Origin of the sequence: Corynebacterium afermentans subsp. lipophilum (genome assembly GCF_030408375.1) — a bacterium.
Classification (GTDB): Bacteria; Actinomycetota; Actinomycetes; order Mycobacteriales; family Mycobacteriaceae; genus Corynebacterium; species Corynebacterium lipophilum.
In genome coordinates this window covers 87,980-105,022 of record NZ_CP046530.1, presented here as the reverse complement: position 1 = coordinate 105,022, position 17,043 = coordinate 87,980, and the positions used below count along the sequence as shown (strand labels likewise).

The following is a 17,043-nucleotide window of genomic DNA, read 5'->3' as shown; positions in this document are numbered from 1 at the left end:
GCGATGAAACTGCCCAAAGTAACCGCCGCAGCTGCCCTGCTGCTTTCCCTGGTCGCTTCCCCCGTTCAGGCCCAGGCCCAGCAGAGCTGCGCGGCGCACTACCTGGTCGCGGTGCCGGGCGGCGCCAACACGGCAGAGGGCATCCCGGACTACGTGCCGCACGGCGGCAACGTGTTCATGACCGGCATACTCACCCGCCTCGGCACCGGCGGGGAGATCCAGCCGCTGTGGGTGTCCTACACCTCCACCCCGTTTGCCACCTCGGAGTACGCGAAGTCCAAGGCGGGCGGGCTCAAGCGCGCACGATCCACTGTGAAGAAACTGGCCAACGCGTGTCCTAACGCGAAGTTCAGCTTCACCGGTTACTCGCTGGGCGCGGACATCGCCGCCACCATCACCAGCGACATCGCCGCGGGCCGCGGTCCGATCGAACCGGAGCGCGTTTCCGGCGTGGCGCTGTTTGCCAACCCGCACCAGGGCGGAAACGGCGCGGTGCTCTCCGCTGGCACGTCGCCGCATTCGCGAGGTTCGCTGGGCTCGCTTCCGGACGGCTACGGCGTGCTCGGCCCCCGCGTGCTGGAGATCTGCCGCAGCGACGACCTGGTGTGCTCCATGCAGGAGTCGCACCGCGGCCTGGTGGCCCCCGCTATGCGCACCAACCTGGCCGCGGGCCGGATACCGCTCGCCGAGTTCAATGTGTTGTTCCGCGCGCTCGGCTTGAAGTCGCTGGGCATCTTCTTCGACATCGGCTCCCACGGCGGCTACACGCTGGCGCAGCAGCAAGAGGCCAGCAACTGGATCATCGAACAGTCCCAAGCCCCCATCCAAATTCCCGTAGAATTGGGGCATGAATGACCTCTTTGAGCTTGTAAACGGCGCGTGGGTCAACGCCCACGAAATCCCCGCTGACCGCGGCATCGACGGCGCGTTCTACGTGCTGCGCGACAAATCCGAAGAAGACGTCCACGCCATCCTGGAGGACGGCACCGGTCTCGGCGGCACTCTGTTCAAATCCTTCATGGATAACCCCGGCGACATCAGCTCCCTCGACCCCGACCTGGCCAAGATCGAGGTCGCGGACGTCGACGAGTTCGTCCGCGGCCTTGGGGAACTGGAGCGCGTCGGCATCGGCGGGCCGGTGAGCTACTGGGTGGAGAAGGACTCGCAGGGCGAGGAGTCCGTGGCCTACATTTTCCAGTCCGGCCTGGGCCTTCCGGACGAGGCCTACTACCGCGACGAGGACCACGCGGAAACCCTAGCCGCGTACAAGACTCACGTGGAGAAGATGCTCGGTTTCCTCGAGCCGAAGTACCTGCAGGGCCTGACCCCGCAGATCGCCGCCGAGCGCATCGTCAACCTGGAGTCTCAGCTGGCCGCGAGCCACTGGGACGTGGTCAAGGCGCGCGACGCGGTGGCCACCTACAACCCCACCACCCTCGAGGAGATGCCGCCTTTGGTGCGCACGCTTCTGGGCGCCTCCGGTCTCTCCGGGAAAGTCGTCAACATGATGCCGTCGTTTACCTCTGACCTGGACGGCATGTTGCGCCGCGAGACCCTGGCGGACTGGCAGCTGTGGGCCGCGTGGAACATCCTGCGCTCCCGCGCCGGCGTGCTCTCCGAGGAAATCGGAGAGGCCAACTTCGAGTTCTACGGGAAGAAGCTGAGCGGCGCCACCGAGCAGCGCGACCGCTGGAAGCGTGGAGTGGGACTCGCGGAAAGCCTGGTTGGCGAGGATATCGGGCGCAGCTACGTCGACAAGCATTTCCCGCCCTCATCCAAGGAGAAGATGCTGGAGCTCGTCGAGTACCTGATCGCCGCCTACCGTTCCCGCATCCAGCAGCTGGAGTGGATGAGCGAGCCGACGAAGCAGCGCGCGCTGGAGAAGCTCGCGCAGTTCAACGCCAAGATCGGCTACCCGGAAAAGTGGCGCAGCTACGACGGCTTGGAGTTCAGCGAGGACCTGGTGGACAACGTGCGCCGCGGCGCCGCGTTCGAGCACGACTACCAGCTGTCCAAAATTGGCAAAGCCTCTGACCGGCAGGAATGGGTTTCTTCCCCGCAGACGGTCAACGCGTTTTACAACCCGGTGGTCAACGACATCACCTTCCCCGCCGCGATTCTGCAGCCGCCGTTCTTCGACCCGGACGCCGACGCCGCGGAGAACTTCGGGGCGATCGGCGCGGTGATCGGCCACGAGATCGGCCACGGCTTCGACGACCAGGGCTCGCGTTACGACGGGCTGGGCAACCTCAACTCCTGGTGGACCGACGAGGACCGCGCCAACTTTGAGCAGCTGACCGCCAAGCTGGTCGGCCAGTTCAACGGCCTGGTGCCGTCCGTGCTGGAGGGCACGAAGACGAAGGGCGTCAACGGCGAGTTCACCCTCGGCGAGAACATCGGCGACCTCGGCGGCCTGGGCATCGCCGTGGTGGCGTACAAGAAGTACCTGGAGGAAAACGGCCTCGAGGACGTTCAGCCGCAGAAGTTCGGCGACCTAAACTCTGAGTACACCGGCTTCCAGCGCCTGTTTTTGGCGTGGGCGCGGGTGTGGCGCTCCAAGGCGCGCCCGGAGATGGCCGCGCAGCTGCTGGCCATCGACCCGCACGCGCCAAACGAGTTCCGCTGCAACGTCATCGCCGCCAACATCGCCGAGTTTTACGAGGCGTTCGAGGTGGAAAAGGAGTCCAAGATGTGGATCGACCCAGAGGACAGGGTGACGATTTGGTAGAGCACATCAACGAGCAGGGCGACCCGGACTTCAACGTCGGCGGCATAAAAAGAGACATGCCGCCGGAGCTGCAGCTGGAGCAGCTGGCGTCCTACATTCACGCCACCTACGAGGACGGGCCGAACTACCTGGCCCTGCTTCCGGACCGCATCACCCACGCCGCGATGCTGATGCTCGGCACCGCCGTCGACCACGCCCTGCCAGCCACGAAGTGGGCCGGCGGGGTCACGGTAGAAAATCACGAGCTGGGCGCCGTGTTCCGCCCGTCGGAGCCGAACGGGGGGTGGGCAGTCTCGCTTTGGGACGGCCCCGCCAACGCCAAGGAAATGCTCTGGCGCCCGGACGTGGCCGCCGCCGCGGAGCTGTCCGGCACCACGATCCTGGATGTGGACTCGGTGGACAACGCCGCGGAAGCAGTAGACTCGGTCGGCGCCGAGGTGGTGTGGGCGCTTGGTGATGTTTCGCTCCCACCGGCCCCCCGCTACATCGTCACCTTCCCCACCACGCAGCCAACGGTGGGCGGGTTGATCCAGGTCAGGGCCGGGTCGGGCCTCGAGGGCACCGAGTACCACGCCGACGGGTTCATCTCCACGCCGGCGGAGATCCGCCGCCGGGTCAAAGACGCCGCCGAGGCGCTCTAGTCCAGGACGGACTCGGCTTCGCTGACCTCGTCGAAGGTGGGTTCTTCCACCTCGGCGAGGAAGAACTGCGCACCGTTGGCGTCGTGCACGCCCGCGGTGCCATTTTCGGGTCCAAATTCCACCCCGCCGCCGAGGTTTTCCACCTGCTTGCAGGCCGCGTCCACGTCGCGCACGCCGAAGTAGCTGAACCACTGGGCGTGCTCGCCGACGAACATGCCCAAAAACGGCGCGCCGTCCTCCAGCGCGATGAAGTAGCCGTCTTCCTCGCGGATCTCCCAGTCGAAGAGTTCGCCGTAGAAGTCGATGGCGTCCATGCTCGGCGCGGAGTACTCGTACCACACCGGAACACCCGGCTCACCTGCTGCGAAGAAGCGCTCCTCCGGGTCCTTCAGCCCGAACAGGCCGCCAGCGGGGTCCTGGCACAGGACCACAGAATCGTCGGAACTGAGCACCTTGCCGCCCAGCTTTTCCACGTTGTCCGGGCTGCCGATAAAGGACGTCACCCACATGTCCATCTGCGCCGGCACCAGCCCGGCCACCGGCAGGCCCTCTTTGCGGGCGGTGCCGTCCACGATCTCCCAGCCCAGCAGCTCGGAGTAGAAGTGGGTGGACTTGAGCTGGTTCTGGGTGACCAGGTCCTGCCAGAACGGCATGCCTTCTTTGCCTTCGAATGCGGGCATTAGAGGTTCCTCCACTTCTCGGGGTCGAAGTCGTCGTTGGCGGTGCGTTCGTCGAAGTAGTCGTCGCCGTCTCCGTCAACTACTACCGTGGCTGAATCTTCTCCTAGGCCGACGGTATCGCCGTCGATAAGCGAATGCCCCCTGGAGGTGACCACTTCGTTGTTGACGGTGACCTCGCCGGCGCTGATGGCCTCCTTCGCGTGGCCGCCGGATTCGACGAGGTTGGCCAGTTTGAGAAATTGGCCGAGTTTGATCGTCTCGCCTGAAATGGGCACGTCGATATGCATGCAGGTTAGTCTAAGGCATGCGAAGAATCTGGGCGCTGGCCCTCACGCTCCTGCTCGCGGGATGCACACCAGAGGAGCCAGAGGTCGTTGAAGAGGCCGTCTCCACCGTGACCATCCGCTCCGTCGGCGACATCCTCGTCCACTCCGACGTGTACACCGCCGCACGCACGGACACCGGCTTCGACTTTGCGCGCATGTTCGACCCGGTCAGGCAGTACATGGCGGACGCCGACATCACCACCGCCAACATGGAGGTCCCCGTCGCCGGTGAGGCGTTCGGCCTGTCCGGGTACCCGCAGTTCAACTCTCCGCCCGAGATCATCGACGCACTGAAAAATTCTGGCGTGGACATCGTGAACAACGCCACCAACCACTCCATGGACCGCGGCGGCGAGGGCGTGATCGCCTCTACCAGCCACATGCGCGACCGGGGGATGCTCTACGCGGGCAGCTTCTCCAGCGCCGCCGACGCCGCCACCCCGCGCATCATCGAGGCGAACGGCATCACCGTCGGTTTCCTCGGCTCCACGTACGGCACCAACGGCCTGCCTGTGGAGGAGGAGCATTTCGCATCGCTTATCGACGACAACCTCACGGACCGCATCACCGCCCTGGACTCCGAGGTAGACGTGACCGTCGTAATGCTGCACATGGGCGATGAGTACGCCCCGCTGCAAAACGAGTTCCAGGAGGAGACCGCCGCGGCTGCCCTGGAAGCGGGCGCTGACCTCGTGCTCGGCGGGCACCCGCACGTGGTCGAGCCGTTCGACGGGCCCGTCTGGTACTCCCACGGCAACTTCCTCCACGGCCAGTTGGAAGAGCCGACCAAGATCGGCGGCATCGGCGAGTTCACGTTTACCAAGCGCGGCGACGAGGTGTCGCTTGCCGGCGCACGGTTCATGCCCACTTACACCGTCGGCCCGCCGATCAGCTACGACCACCACGTGCTCCCCCTCGTCGAGGCCGGCGACTACGTGGACGTTCAAAAATGGATGACGGACCTGCGGGAGCGCCTCAACGTGGAGGTGGTGGATTACCTCTAGCGCTCCGCCTGGTCCACCGGCATGATGCTCATCGTGTCGATGTTCACGTGCGCCGGGAGGCTGGCCACCCAGCGGACGGCCTCGGCGATGTCGTCTGCGGTGAGGTTTTGTTTGCCCTCGTAGACCTTCTTTGCGCGCTCCTCGTCGCCGCCAAAGCGGTTCAGCGCGAAGTCCGTTTTCACCCTGCCGGGATCAATCTCGCACACGCGGATGTCGTTCTCCGCCTCCTCGCGCCGAAACGCCCGGGTCACCCCGCGAAGTCCGTGCTTTGCGGCGTTGTAGCCGGAGCCGCCCTTGTACGCGTCCGTGCCAGCCACCGATCCGATGTTCACCACCAGGCCTTTGGCGGCCTTGAGCTGCGGGTACAGCGCGCGGGTCACACGCATGGTGCCCATCACGTTGGTCTGGAACATCCACTCCCAGTCCGCGTCGTCCGCGTCGCGCAAAAAGTCCAGCTCCTTCGCGCCGCCGGCGTTGTTGACCAGCAGGTCCACGCGTTCAAGCTGCGCAAGCTTCTCGACGCTCCCCCGATCCACCACGTCCAACTCCATCGCCACCCCGCCGATTTCGTCTGCGATCTGCTGGCACTTCTCCAGGCGCCGCGCCGCCACGACGACCTTCCAGCCGTCCTTGGCCAACGCCCTGCAGGTGGCCTCCCCGATGCCTGCCGATCCGCCAGTGACTACTGCTACCTTCTGCTCGCTCATGAGCCGAAGTGTAGGCCCTCCCACAGCATCCAGACTGCTAATGCGATGAAGATGCTGCCCGTGATGACGTCGATAAGCTTGCTGTACTTGGTTATCAGCTGCGACATCGCTTGGACTGCCAGCGCAAAGCCCACGAACCAGATGGTGCCGGTGAGGACCATGACTGGCGCGGCGACCCACCCGAGGTGCGCGAACTGCGCGAAGATGGCGCCGAAGAAGAGGATCGCCTTCGGGTTGGACAGGTTGGTGAGCAGACCCGTGAGCAGCGGTCTTGGCACCTGCTGCGTGGCGGGGATTTCCGGGTCGGAGGAGCGGATGGCGCCGATGCCCATCCACAGCAGGTAGGCCCCGCCGACGACCTGGAGCACAGACAGGACCTGCGGAAACGCCTGGATCAGCGCGCTTAGGCCCGCCAGGGACGCCACAATCCAGATGGTGTTGCCGAGCATGATGCCCAGCGCGCACATCACGCCAGCTCTGCGATCCTTCGACCCCACGCGGATGATCTGCACCAGGTCCGGACCGGGGCTCGCGATCGCAGCCAGCCACACGCCGAGTAGCGCAATCATGTCGCCTCCATCTGTCTCATCGTGATGTTCAACCGGCCGTCAAGCAGGTCGGACGTCCCTTTTCTCGCGCCGAGCACGCCGTGTTTCGCCCTTCTGGCGGGCCCGCCGAAGACGACGACGTCGCCCGATAGGAGCAGCGTATCGCGCCCTGCGATGCGGAAGATCGTGTCTTGGCCGAACGACAGGCTGACCACCGCGTTGTCCGACTTCTCCTCCGCGTCCACGTGCTGCCCCATGCCCTTGCCCGGCGGGTAGAAGTTCACTAGGGCAGTTTCGATTGTTGGGGTCGGGCCGACGAGCGGGTCTATCTCCCTCGCCTTCGCCATGACGTTATCGGCGATGGCCTGGAAGTTCTCCGGGATTGGCGGCACCGGGTGGCCGTCGACCTCCCTGACCATGCGGTACGGATTCGTCGCCCAGAACCAGCCCAGCGAGAGCAGCCAGGCATCCATTTGGCCGTGGCCGACCTTTGGACGTCGCATAGCAACCGGCGTCCCCGCGGCCTTCCTTGCCAGCTCGCGCGCCTGATTGACCAATTCCTCCTGCTCAGTGGGCGCGAAAAAGGCAGGCAAATGGACCGCACCAGGGATGATGCGGGCGGGTGGCCGCGGAATGACGAGCACGGGATTAATGTAGCGCATCCGGACGTCGCTGTCGAATGGGTGATTGGTTTATTTTTCTTTAGTCCTGTTCTATCCATTGACAGTCGTTCGTGTGTTCTATATTGTGGAGGGTGCCACGACGAGAGGGGCGACCGTGACAACCGCGACCACAGCACCGAAAAAATTCCGTAACCAGCGAGAACACGACCCGGATAGCGAATGTGCCCAGGCCATCCGGGACACGTATTGGACCATGTTTGGGCACTACGCGTACCCCGGTTTCGACGTCGAAGATTTCGACGCCACAGTGACCCAGCTGCAGCTCGCCACCGGTTGGCACAAGGGGTTTGTCAAAAACGCGATCCTGGGGCACGCCGCGCTGCAGGACCTCCCGCGCCTGCGCGAACTGCAGCAGGAAACGCGCCTGATGGACGTGGGGCACCTGACCGCGGTCTACACCGCGATCGAGGAGCTCGGCCCGGATGCGGACGAGGAAGCACTCATGCTTATCGACGGCATCCTGTTCGACACCTTCACCCCCACCCGCCACGACCAAGCAGTGCCCCAGCGCAAGACGGTTACGGACCGCATCCGGGCCGCGATCAAGCGCACGGATAGAAGCCGCGCCTACGACAAGCGCAAGCGTGAAAACCGCGAGCAGGACAACTCAGAGAAGTTCGGCGTCCACGAGTACCGCGACCGCGCGATCGTGCAGCTGGACACGAATTCTCTGGACGGACGGAGGATCCAGGCCAATGTCGCCGAGGTGGCGCGCGAGCTCGGCATCAGCGCCTCCGACGCGGCCATCAAACTACTCTCCGGAGAAACCCTCGGCATTAAGGTCTCGCCGGTACTCAACGTGTACAGCCCAAAGAGCCGCGGCAACGGCGACCCGGTATTCATTCCCGGCCGCGGGTGGACAGAACCGGAAGCCGCCACCGCCTTCGAGCGCTGGATCGCCGACACGTTCCTGGACGAACGTGACCTCGACGCCGAGCTGAAAAAGAGCCTGCGGGGCTACGTCCCTAGCGAAGGCATGCGCCACGCCGTATACGCCCGCAACCGCACCTGCATCTACCCGGAGTGCAACCGCCCCGCCGAGCAGTGCCAGCTGGACCACCGCATTCCGTACGACGAGGGCGGCCCAACAGAGGCGGACAACCTGTACCCCCTGTGCCAACACCACCACAACATGAAGACCGACCGGACAGCGTTCTACATCCCGGACCCGTACACGGGGGACATCATCTGGCTGTTCGCCGACGGTTCCTACGTGGTCACCGTGGAAGATGGTCTCCTGCGCGACCAGTTCACACCAGACAATCCTCGGTGGCAGTCGAGCATGTCCGCAGTGCGCAAGAACCGCGCCCGGGCCGCGGAGTTTTTCGCCAAAGGCCACAAAATCCTGGACACCTTCGACCAGGACCTCGACCTCGAGCAGGCCACCGCCGCGATCAAAGACCTGGAGCAGGAATACGGCATGAAGTTCGGGTTCACCCCCGAGATGCCGTACGTGGAACCCTTGCCCGAAGAACCGGTTGACGCCCCGTTCCCCGACCCGGAAGAGGAGCACTAACGCAGGTAGAACCTATCCACCACCTCGTACTTCGGGCCGCCGCTTCGGCCCTTGCCTAGGTGTGACTCCAACAGCAGCACTTCATCGGCGGCGAATTCGGGGCCGGTGTAGATGGCGAGGGCGTGGGCGTGGTCGTCGAGAAGCCAAGGATCCCTTGTGCGAGTCCCGGTCCGCGCGACGGTCAGGTGCGCGCGCTGGCGGCGCCGCATGTCCGGGTCGAGCTGGCAGTCCGCCATGAGGTCTTTCAGCGGTGCCTTGTCGCCGCCGACCCCGATCCACATGGTGCGCCGATCAAAACACCCGGCTCCTCGGAGGTGCAACCTCAAGGGCCGGGTGAAGGCGGTGGCTTGGGCCAGGTGGTCGGTGACCGCGGCGGCGTCGTTGGGCTGTGACCCGTAGAAGGCGACCGTGACGTGCCAGTTGTCGGGGTCGGCCCACCGCACTTCTGTGCCCGAGAAGTCGCGGATGGGCCGCAGGGCGGTGATGAGGTGTTCGCGAACATCGGCCGGAGGGACGATCGCTGCGAAGAGGCGTCTCATGGCCCACACGCTACCCTTTATTGCCATGTTTGACCTCGCGAAAATCGGACGGGATTTGCCCGTGTCGCGCGTCATCGACCAGTTGCCGGACACAGGCCCGCTGGTGGTGGAGGCGCCGCCCGGCACGGGCAAGACCACGCTGGTGCCGCCGGCGATCGCGAACAAGGTGGGAAAAACGCTGGTCACAGCGCCCAGAAGGGTGGCGGTACGGTCCGCGGCGCACAGGCTTGCGCAGCTCAGCGACAGCGAAAAGGTTGGCTACAGCATCCGCGGCGAGCACAAGGACGGCTCGTTGGTCCAATTCGTCACGCCTGGTGTTCTACTGAACCGCCTGCTCGAGGACCCGGGCCTCGAGGGCGTCAACGCGGTGGTGATCGACGAGGTGCACGAGCGCCAACTGGACACCGACCTGGTGTTGGCGATGTGCATGGAGGTCGCGCTCCTGCGCGATGACCTGTACCTGGCGGCCATGTCCGCAACCCTGGATGCGCGGAAGTTCGCGGACCACATGGGCGCGCAGATTCTGTCCTCGGAGGCGGTGACGCACCCGCTGGACATCCAGTACGCTCCGCACGCAGAAAGGATCCAGGGGACAAAGGAGTTTTATCGTCACGTCGCCGGCCACACCCAAAGTGAACACCGGACGCTCGTGTTTGTGCCGGGCGTGCGCGAGGTGGACTTGGTGTGCGGGTTCCTCGACGACGCGAAGCCGCTCCACGGCCGCCAAACCAGCAAGGAGCAGGACGACGCACTCAGAGGCACAAACAGGGTGGTGGTGGCGACGTCGGTGGCGGAGTCGTCGATAACTGTGCCGGGGGTGCGCAAGGTGGTGGACGCCGGGCTGTCCAGGGTGCCCAAGCGCGACGCCAGGGGCATGACGGGCCTGGTCACGGTGTCGGAGGCGAAAACCAGCGCGGACCAGCGGGCGGGGCGCGCGGGACGCGAGGGCCCCGGCGAGGTGGTGCGCATCTTCACCCGCGACGAGTACGCAAAGATGCAGCCGGACATCACCCCGGAAATCCTCACTGCGGACCTCACCGGCGCGCTTTTGACCATGAAGGCGTGGGGGTCGCCGGACTTACCGCTTATCGACGAACCAAAGGACCTCACCGAAGCCGCATCCAACCTCGAACAGCTCGGGGCGACACAAAACGGCAAAATCACCGCCTTTGGCAAGAAGCTCGCGAGTATGCCCCTGGACCCGAGACTCGGTGCGGCACTGCTGGAATGGGGCGCGCAGGCGGCGCCGACGGTAGCGAGACTTGCGGGCGAGGCGGACCCGAAGCGGCTGCGCAGGCTGGTGGAAGACAAGGGCCCGGTGGACCCGGGCGAGGTCATTGCGTCTGCCTTCCCGCAGTGGATAGCCAAGAAGGTGGGCGAGGACTACCAGCTGGCGTCCGGAACAAGGGCGAAGTTCAACTCGAATGCGGAGTGGATCGCCGCCGCGGAGGTGCAAAGGACTCACAACGGTGCGGTCATCCGGGAAGCGGAGCCGATCGCGTTTCCGGAGCACCGCGTGGTGGAAGAAAAGGTGGCCTACCTGGAAGACGGCAAGGTCCGGGGCCGGAAGGTGGCCAGGATCGGTGCGATCGAGCTCAGCTCCACGCCGGTGAAGCTCACGCCGGATGAGGCGGCGGAGGCGCTCACCGGGCTGGATTTCGCAAGCTTCCCGCTCACCAAGGAGGAGCAGCACTTGAAGGAGCGGCTGGACTTCCTGCACGAGACGCTGGGCTGGCCGGATGTCAGCCAGGGCGATTATTCGGTCGAGGTGCGTGGGGTGGCCGAAGGTGCGTCGATAGGCAGCTGCGACATGCGGCAGGCGATGTTGCGCCAACTGGATTGGCGGCAAATGGCGGAGCTGGATGCGGCGGCGCCGAAGGAATACCAGTACGGCAGCGGCAGGCCGGTGAAGCGCGTGAAACTGCAGCACATGTTTGGCCAGAAGGGGCAGACGGTGTCGGGCGTGAAGGTGCTGTACCACCTGCTCTCCCCCGCCGGGCGCCCGCTCGCGGTGACGGACGACCTAGACAGCTTCTGGGAGGGGCCGTACCAGCAGGTGCGCAAGGAGATGCGGGGCCGCTACCCCAAACACGCATGGCCCGAGGACCCTACTGGCACTGGGAAATGATGGCGCCGGCGCCGGCGAGGCCCGCGGCGGCGAGAACGGCGGCGATGCCCATGTCCACGTCCCTGGAGTTGAGGTCGCGCAGCTTCACGTCCAATTGGACCGGTATGTCGTCCACCTGCAGCTGCAGGTGGTCCTGGCGCGCCACGAACGGGATGCTCAGCTGGGACGCGAACCCGAGGGGCAGCAACACAAGCAGCGGCAGGCCGACGCCGAGGGCGGTGGCGGCGCAGCGGTGCGAGACCTCCGGGGCGTACTGAACAAACGCGTCGATGACGGCGCCCTCCTGGGACGCATCCTCCTCAGTCTCGTCGCCCACAGTGATGCGGACCGGGAAGTCCTGGGTGGTGTCGTCCGCGAACGTCGCGGTCACGGTCCACGTGTACACGCCGGGGGTGATGTCCTCCCCCGGTTCGAGGCGGATGGTGCCGTCTGGCGTGATCGTCGCCCAGCTCGGCATGGAGTTCGCTTCGTACCATGCTGCACCGAGTGGCAGCGGGGGTTCTACGGTGGCTGTAAGGCCCGGAACCACGTTGGTGGGGTCGTACCCATCTTCGGCATGAGCTGGGGAAACGGGCGCGCAGGCGAGCGCGAGCGCGCTCGTGAAGGCGATAAGTTTGTTGCGCATTTCTAAGGTTTCCTCAGTTGTAAATGTTTATACGGCTTTGAATATGGAATGATTGTAGTAGACAAGTCCTGATGTAGTCTTACTCGCCATGTCAAAGCGCACTGTTTCCGTGTGGACCTTGGTCTCACTCATTATCGGATCCACCATCGGGTCCGGCATTTTCGCGCTGCCCCAAAACATCGGTTCAGTAGCCAGCCCGGGCGCCATGCTCACCGGCTGGGCTATTGCGGGCGTGGGAATGCTTTCCATCGCCTTCGTCTTCCAAATCCTCGCGGTGAGGAAGCCGCACCTGGACTCCGGCGTCTACTCCTACGTGCGGGCGGGGCTGGGCGATTTCATCGGGTTTACCTCCGGCATGGGCTACTGGCTCGGCTCCGTGATGGCCCAGGTGGGTTATGCCACACTGTTCTTTAACACACTCGGTTACTACTTCCCGGCCTTCTCCAACCGCTGGGTGTTGGCCCTTTCAGTGAGTGCGTTGAGCTGGCTGATCTTCTACGGCCTGACACGCGGCTTGCGGCAGGCGGCGGTGATGAATGCGGTGACGACGGTGGCAAAGCTGCTGCCCATCCTCGCCTTCATTGTGCTGGTGGCGTTCCTCGGCTTCTCCTGGGACCGCTTCACCATGGATTTCTGGGGTTCGCACATCCCCTTCACGGACCAGCTCAAGGGCATCATGCTCTACACCGTCTGGGTCTTCATCGGCATCGAAGGCGCCTCGGTGTACTCGAAGCAGGCGCGCGTGCGTAGCGACGTGGGCAAGGCCACCATCATCGGCTTCCTGTCCGTTTTGGGCCTCCTGGTGGCGGTGTCCACCCTTTCCTACGGCGTGCTCAGCCAGGAAGAGCTGGCGGCGCTGCCGGACAATTCCATGGGTGCGGTGCTCGAGCAGGTGGTGGGCCCGTGGGGCGGTGCCTTGATCTCCATCGGTCTGTGCCTGTCTGTGCTGGGCGCGTATGTGTCGTGGCAGATGCTGTGCGCCGAACCGATCGTGCTCATGGCTCTCGACGGCCTTTTGCCCCGCTCCATGGGCAGCCACAATTCCAACGGTTCTCCAGTGCGCGCGCAGCTGCTGTCCACGCTGGCGATCCAGTTCTTCGTGGTGGTGTTCTTCCTCTCCTCGGCGTCCTACAACGCCATGGTGCAGCTGGCCACCATCATGTACCTGCTGCCCTACATCTTCTCCTCCATCTACCTGGTGCTTCTGACTATCAGAGGCAAGGGGCTGACCCACCCGCACGCCGGCACGCGTTTCGACGACTCCGGGCCGGAGGTGTCCCGCCGCGACAACCGCAGGCACCTTTTCGTGGGCCTGATCGGCTCGGTGTACTCACTCTGGCTGATCTACGCCGCGGACCCGGTGTACGTGCTGCTCGGCGCCCTCGCCGTGGTGCCGGGCCTGGCCCCGTATATCTGGACGCGCCGCAAGCACGGCGACAAGCTCTTCAACCCCTTCGAGCGCGTCGTTGTGGCGATAGTGCTGGTTGCGGCCGTGATCGCGGTGATTGGCCTGGTCAACGGGTCACTGGTGCTGGAGTAGGTCCCAGCCCAACTTCGCACACAGCGTGACGACGAGCCCAAGGAGCGCCACGCGCACCAGCGTCGATCCGCCCTTGAGCACCGTGCGCGCCCCCAGCTGCGCGCCCGCCACGTTGGCCGCGGCAAGGGCGAGGGCGAGCTTCCAGTTGATGAAGCCGCCGAGCCCGAACACCAACAGCGCGCCCAGGTTCGTTGCGGTGTTGACCACCTTCGCCATCGCCGCCGAACGCACAAAACCCTGGGTGAACACGGCAGTAAACGCCATGATGAGGAACATGCCGGTGCCGGGGCCGAACACGCCGTCGTAGCCGCCGATCAGCGCCACAGCGAGCGCGGCGAGTCCGAGGCGTTTGCCGGAGAAGATGCCGGCACCCTCCTGCCCGAACTTCGGGTTCAGTGCCACAAAGACACCCACTCCGATAAGAAGGATGAGGATGATTGGGGTGGCCACGGAGTCGTCGATAAGCGAAACCGCCCTGGCTCCGAGCGCGGCCATTGCACCCGCGATAAACGCGTAGATCCAGGTCACCCTGGGGACCCCGACGCGACGCACGAGGGTGGCGGCGGCGGACGCGGTGCCCGAGATCGCCGCGACCTTGTTCGTGGCCAGCACAGACGCCGCCGGCATGGACGTGGCCGACATCAGCACCGGGATGAGCACGAGACCGCCGCCGCCGATCACGGCGTCGATCCAACCGGCGAACGCAGACGCGGCGAGGAGGAAAACGATCACGGGACTACTATGCCCCACATGAACCGTTGGCTTGTGGCTGCTCCGTTGTCGGTGGCGCTCGGGCTGCTGTTTGGGTTTTTGGGGGTCCCAGCAGCGTGGATCCTCGCCGGGATTCTGGGGGCCGGATCGGTGGCGCTGGTGACGCAGGACGACCTGCCCGTCAACGAGCACCTGTTCACCTTCGCCCGCGGCACCGTCGGCGTGTTTGCGGCGCTGCCGCTGGTGGGGATGAACCCGCTGCCCTACCTGCTGCCGGGCGTGGTTGCGGGCGCGGTGGTGATTGCCATGGGGTTCGCCGGCGGTTTGATTTTGGCCAACCACGGCGTTTCACGGGAAACGGGCGTGCTTTCACTTCTGCCCGGCGGGGCGTCGCTGATGCCGGCGATCGCGCGCGACGTGGGCGCGGACATCCGCTACGTCAGCCTCAGCCAGTACCTGCGCCTGCTCATCGTGTCCGTGTCGCTGCCGCTGGTCGCCTCGCAGTTTTCTCCCGCCACCCAGACCGAACTCGAGCCCTACTGGTGGATGTGGCTGCTGGTCCCGGCGCTGATCGTCTGCGGGTTGTTCGCGGGCAAACTGCTGCGGTTTCCCAACCCCTCAGTCTTCGGCCCGATGGCGCTGACGGTGCTGGTGGGCGCGCTCATAGACGTGACCATCGTGCCGCCGCAGCTGCTTTCCATCGTGGGCTTTTTGGCCATCGGCTGGATGTGCGGCGGCGGGCTGTCCGTGCCCGCGCTGCGCCGGTTCTCCCGCCTGCTGCCCGCCACGCTGGCCTACATCGCCGGGCTGATGCTCGCGTGCGCCGGCATGGGGTGGCTCATGTCCAAGTGGCTGGGCCTGAGTTTCTACGAGGGCTACCTGGCCACCAGCCCCGGCGCGCTGGAGACGGTGCTGGTGCTGGCCACCAGCCCGGCCGTGGTGGCGCTGCAGGTGATCCGGCTGATCATGGTGATCCTGTTCGCCGGGTGGCTGCCCAAGATCCTTAGTGGTGGAGCACCTCGTTCGTGAGCATGTCCATGGGCATGGAGCCGAGCTTCAGCGCCTTGACGTGGAACTCGTGCTCAGTCATCCCCTGGGCCATTGCCTGGCGGCGCAGGTCCACCCAGTCCTTGTAGCCCAGCGCGTACGAAGGCGCCTGGCCCGGCCAGCCCATGTAGCGGTCCAGCTCGAAGGCCAGGTTCGCCTCCGGCATCGCGGTGTTGTCGCGCAGGAAGGCCTTCGCGTATTGGGCGTCCCAGGTGCCGGTGCCCTCCGGGGTGCACTTGCCCAGGTGGACGCCGATGTCCACCATCACGCGGGCGAGGCGGAGGCGCCTGGAGTCGAGCAGGCCCATGCGGTAGCCGGGGTCCTCGAAGAAACCGTGGTCCTCCATGAGGTGCTCGGCGTAGAGTGCCCAGCCCTCGCCGTGGGCGGAGTTCCAGCACACGGAACGGCGCCACAAATTCAGTTCGCTGCGGTTGAGCAAGGCGTAGCCGTGCTGCAGGTGGTGGCCCGGCACGCCCTCGTGGAAGACGGTGGACATCTCCTGCCAGGTGTGGAACGTCTCTTGGCCTTCCGGCACGGACCACCACATAGTGCCGGGGCGGATCATGTCGTCGCTGGGCGGGGTGTAGAAGATGCCGCCGGATCCGGCGCGGTCAATGCCGCACTCCACCGTGTGCAGGCCCTCGGGCACGTGGAAGGCGCCGGCGGCCTTGTCGTTGAGCTCGGACATCCACTCAATCAGCGCGTCCGTGCCGCGGAGGATGTAGCGCTCGTCCTGGTTCAGTTTGCGGTAGGCGCCTGCCACGGAGACGTCGCCGTAGAGCTCGTGCGCGATGGCGCGCTGCTCCTCCACGGTCTTCGCCAGTTCTTCCTGCGCCCAGTCGTAGCTGGTGTCCAAGTCCACCTCGCGGCCGTGGAAAAACTCGGCGAACAGCTGGTATCGCTCGCGGCCAACGCCGTCGTTGTGGGATGCCTGCGGCGACAGCTCTGTGGACAGCCAGTCCGCCATCTCCAGGAAGGCCTCCTTGGCGTGTCCCACCACGTGCGAATCGGGCGACAGGCCCAGGTGGTCCAGCTGGGATTCGGTGTCGCCCAGAAGCTCGCACTGGTTGATCACTGCGTCGATCTGGCGGTGGGAAGCAACATCGCCTGTCGACGCCGCTTCGCTCAGAGACTCGCGGTAGCCCGCCAACGCACTCGGAATCCGCGACATGCGTGAGGCGATGTTGTCGAAGTCCTCCTCCGTCACCTTCGGCATCAGCGCGAAAGAGTCGCGGATGGTCTGCACCGGCGAGTCGATGTTGTTCAGCCGGCACAGAAGCTCGCCGCGGTGGTGGAACTCCAGCTCCGCGCTCATTCGGTCGCGCAGGATCGCGGCGGTGAGGTTGTCCACGTCGTCGAAGTCGTCCTCGTCGTCGGAGGCGTCCGTGGAGTCGTTGAGCGCGTCCACGTCCGCGACAAGGTCGCGCATCCTGTCGGCCAGGCGCCCCCAGTAGTCCGGGGAAAAATCCTGCAGCTCCCCGTCGTGGCCGTCGATGCCGATCTGGGTGGCAAGGGTGGGGCTGATCTCGGCGAGGTCGTAGACGAAGTCCTCACAAGTGGCGTCCAATAAGGACGGCTCGCGCCAGCTTTCGTTGGTCATGCCGAGCGATTGTATCGGAG

The 17,043-nt window shown here is 65.2% G+C and carries 17 protein-coding genes; 8 read left to right on the top strand and 9 right to left on the bottom strand.

The window, feature by feature from the left end; genetic code table 11:
* Positions 1–3 precede the first annotated feature (3 nt).
* Genes CAFEL_RS00405 through CAFEL_RS00395 form a run of 3 tightly spaced genes read left to right on the top strand, consistent with a single transcriptional unit; the run spans position 4 to position 3,369 of the window.
* Complete coding sequence (locus tag CAFEL_RS00405) at positions 4–855, top strand: cutinase family protein (RefSeq protein ID WP_194559995.1); 852 nt, start codon at positions 4–6, stop codon at positions 853–855.
* The gene (locus CAFEL_RS00400; RefSeq protein ID WP_194559994.1) at positions 848–2,728 is read left to right on the top strand and encodes a M13 family metallopeptidase; all 1,881 of its coding nucleotides are present in this window, start codon (positions 848–850) and stop codon (positions 2,726–2,728) included. Before CAFEL_RS00405 ends, CAFEL_RS00400 begins: the two co-directional genes overlap by 8 nt.
* A complete protein-coding gene (locus CAFEL_RS00395; RefSeq protein WP_194559993.1) occupies positions 2,692–3,369 on the top strand; it encodes a hypothetical protein in 678 nt (225 codons plus the stop codon). The genes CAFEL_RS00400 and CAFEL_RS00395 overlap by 37 nt, the downstream gene beginning before the upstream one ends.
* On the opposite strand, the gene CAFEL_RS00390 is transcribed toward CAFEL_RS00395, so the two are convergent.
* Together CAFEL_RS00390 and CAFEL_RS00385 are read right to left on the bottom strand one after the other, a co-directional pair.
* Complete coding sequence (locus tag CAFEL_RS00390) at positions 3,366–4,049, bottom strand: VOC family protein (protein WP_194559992.1); 684 nt, start codon at positions 4,047–4,049, stop codon at positions 3,366–3,368. The genes CAFEL_RS00395 and CAFEL_RS00390 overlap by 4 nt on opposite strands.
* Positions 4,049–4,336, bottom strand: a complete 288-nt coding sequence (locus CAFEL_RS00385; RefSeq protein ID WP_034996824.1) for an RNA-binding S4 domain-containing protein — start codon at positions 4,334–4,336, stop codon at positions 4,049–4,051. The genes CAFEL_RS00390 and CAFEL_RS00385 overlap by 1 nt, the downstream gene beginning before the upstream one ends.
* Positions 4,337–4,353: 17 nt before the next feature.
* Here CAFEL_RS00385 and CAFEL_RS00380 point away from each other — a divergent pair, with 17 nt between their 5' ends.
* A complete protein-coding gene (locus tag CAFEL_RS00380) occupies positions 4,354–5,379 on the top strand; it encodes a CapA family protein (protein ID WP_194559991.1) in 1,026 nt (341 codons plus the stop codon).
* On the opposite strand, the gene CAFEL_RS00375 is transcribed toward CAFEL_RS00380, so the two are convergent.
* The 3 genes from CAFEL_RS00375 to CAFEL_RS00365 are packed head-to-tail and all read right to left on the bottom strand — an operon-like array spanning position 5,376 to position 7,278.
* Complete coding sequence (locus CAFEL_RS00375; protein WP_194559990.1) at positions 5,376–6,086, bottom strand: SDR family oxidoreductase; 711 nt, start codon at positions 6,084–6,086, stop codon at positions 5,376–5,378. The genes CAFEL_RS00380 and CAFEL_RS00375 overlap by 4 nt on opposite strands.
* Positions 6,083–6,655 carry a LysE family translocator gene (locus CAFEL_RS00370; protein ID WP_194559989.1) on the bottom strand — a complete coding sequence of 191 codons (573 nt, stop codon included), beginning with the start codon at positions 6,653–6,655 and terminating at the stop codon, positions 6,083–6,085. The genes CAFEL_RS00375 and CAFEL_RS00370 overlap by 4 nt, the downstream gene beginning before the upstream one ends.
* Positions 6,652–7,278 (bottom strand): alpha-ketoglutarate-dependent dioxygenase AlkB, encoded by a 627-nt coding sequence (locus CAFEL_RS00365; protein ID WP_290172057.1) that lies wholly within the window; start codon positions 7,276–7,278, stop codon positions 6,652–6,654. Before CAFEL_RS00365 ends, CAFEL_RS00370 begins: the two co-directional genes overlap by 4 nt.
* 232 nt (positions 7,279–7,510) lie before the next feature.
* Here CAFEL_RS00365 and CAFEL_RS00360 point away from each other — a divergent pair, with 232 nt between their 5' ends.
* Entirely contained in the window at positions 7,511–8,833 is a 1,323-nt protein-coding gene (locus tag CAFEL_RS00360; protein ID WP_194559987.1) for an HNH endonuclease signature motif containing protein, read from the top strand.
* On the opposite strand, the gene thpR is transcribed toward CAFEL_RS00360, so the two are convergent.
* Positions 8,830–9,372: an RNA 2',3'-cyclic phosphodiesterase gene (gene thpR / locus CAFEL_RS00355; protein ID WP_194559986.1), complete on the bottom strand. Its 543-nt coding sequence runs from the start codon at positions 9,370–9,372 to the stop codon at positions 8,830–8,832. The two genes, CAFEL_RS00360 and thpR, sit on opposite strands and share 4 nt — an antisense overlap.
* A 25-nt stretch (positions 9,373–9,397) precedes the next feature.
* Between thpR and CAFEL_RS00350 the strand changes: the two genes are divergently transcribed.
* A complete protein-coding gene (locus tag CAFEL_RS00350; protein WP_194559985.1) occupies positions 9,398–11,500 on the top strand; it encodes an ATP-dependent RNA helicase in 2,103 nt (700 codons plus the stop codon).
* On the opposite strand, the gene CAFEL_RS00345 is transcribed toward CAFEL_RS00350, so the two are convergent.
* Complete coding sequence (locus CAFEL_RS00345) at positions 11,481–12,125, bottom strand: Rib/alpha-like domain-containing protein (protein ID WP_194559984.1); 645 nt, start codon at positions 12,123–12,125, stop codon at positions 11,481–11,483. The genes CAFEL_RS00350 and CAFEL_RS00345 overlap by 20 nt on opposite strands.
* A gap of 88 nt (positions 12,126–12,213) precedes the next feature.
* On the opposite strand from CAFEL_RS00345, the gene CAFEL_RS00340 reads away from it, so the two are divergent.
* Complete coding sequence (locus tag CAFEL_RS00340; RefSeq protein ID WP_194559983.1) at positions 12,214–13,665, top strand: amino acid permease; 1,452 nt, start codon at positions 12,214–12,216, stop codon at positions 13,663–13,665.
* Here the strand turns inward: CAFEL_RS00340 and CAFEL_RS00335 are convergent.
* On the bottom strand, positions 13,648–14,397 hold the full coding sequence (locus CAFEL_RS00335) for a TSUP family transporter (protein ID WP_194559982.1): 750 nt from the start codon (positions 14,395–14,397) through the stop codon (positions 13,648–13,650). The genes CAFEL_RS00340 and CAFEL_RS00335 overlap by 18 nt on opposite strands.
* An 18-nt stretch (positions 14,398–14,415) precedes the next feature.
* On the opposite strand from CAFEL_RS00335, the gene CAFEL_RS00330 reads away from it, so the two are divergent.
* Complete coding sequence (locus CAFEL_RS00330) at positions 14,416–15,405, top strand: AbrB family transcriptional regulator (RefSeq protein WP_194559981.1); 990 nt, start codon at positions 14,416–14,418, stop codon at positions 15,403–15,405.
* Here the strand turns inward: CAFEL_RS00330 and CAFEL_RS00325 are convergent.
* Complete coding sequence (locus tag CAFEL_RS00325) at positions 15,380–17,023, bottom strand: DUF885 domain-containing protein (RefSeq protein ID WP_194559980.1); 1,644 nt, start codon at positions 17,021–17,023, stop codon at positions 15,380–15,382. The two genes, CAFEL_RS00330 and CAFEL_RS00325, sit on opposite strands and share 26 nt — an antisense overlap.
* Positions 17,024–17,043 lie beyond the last annotated feature (20 nt).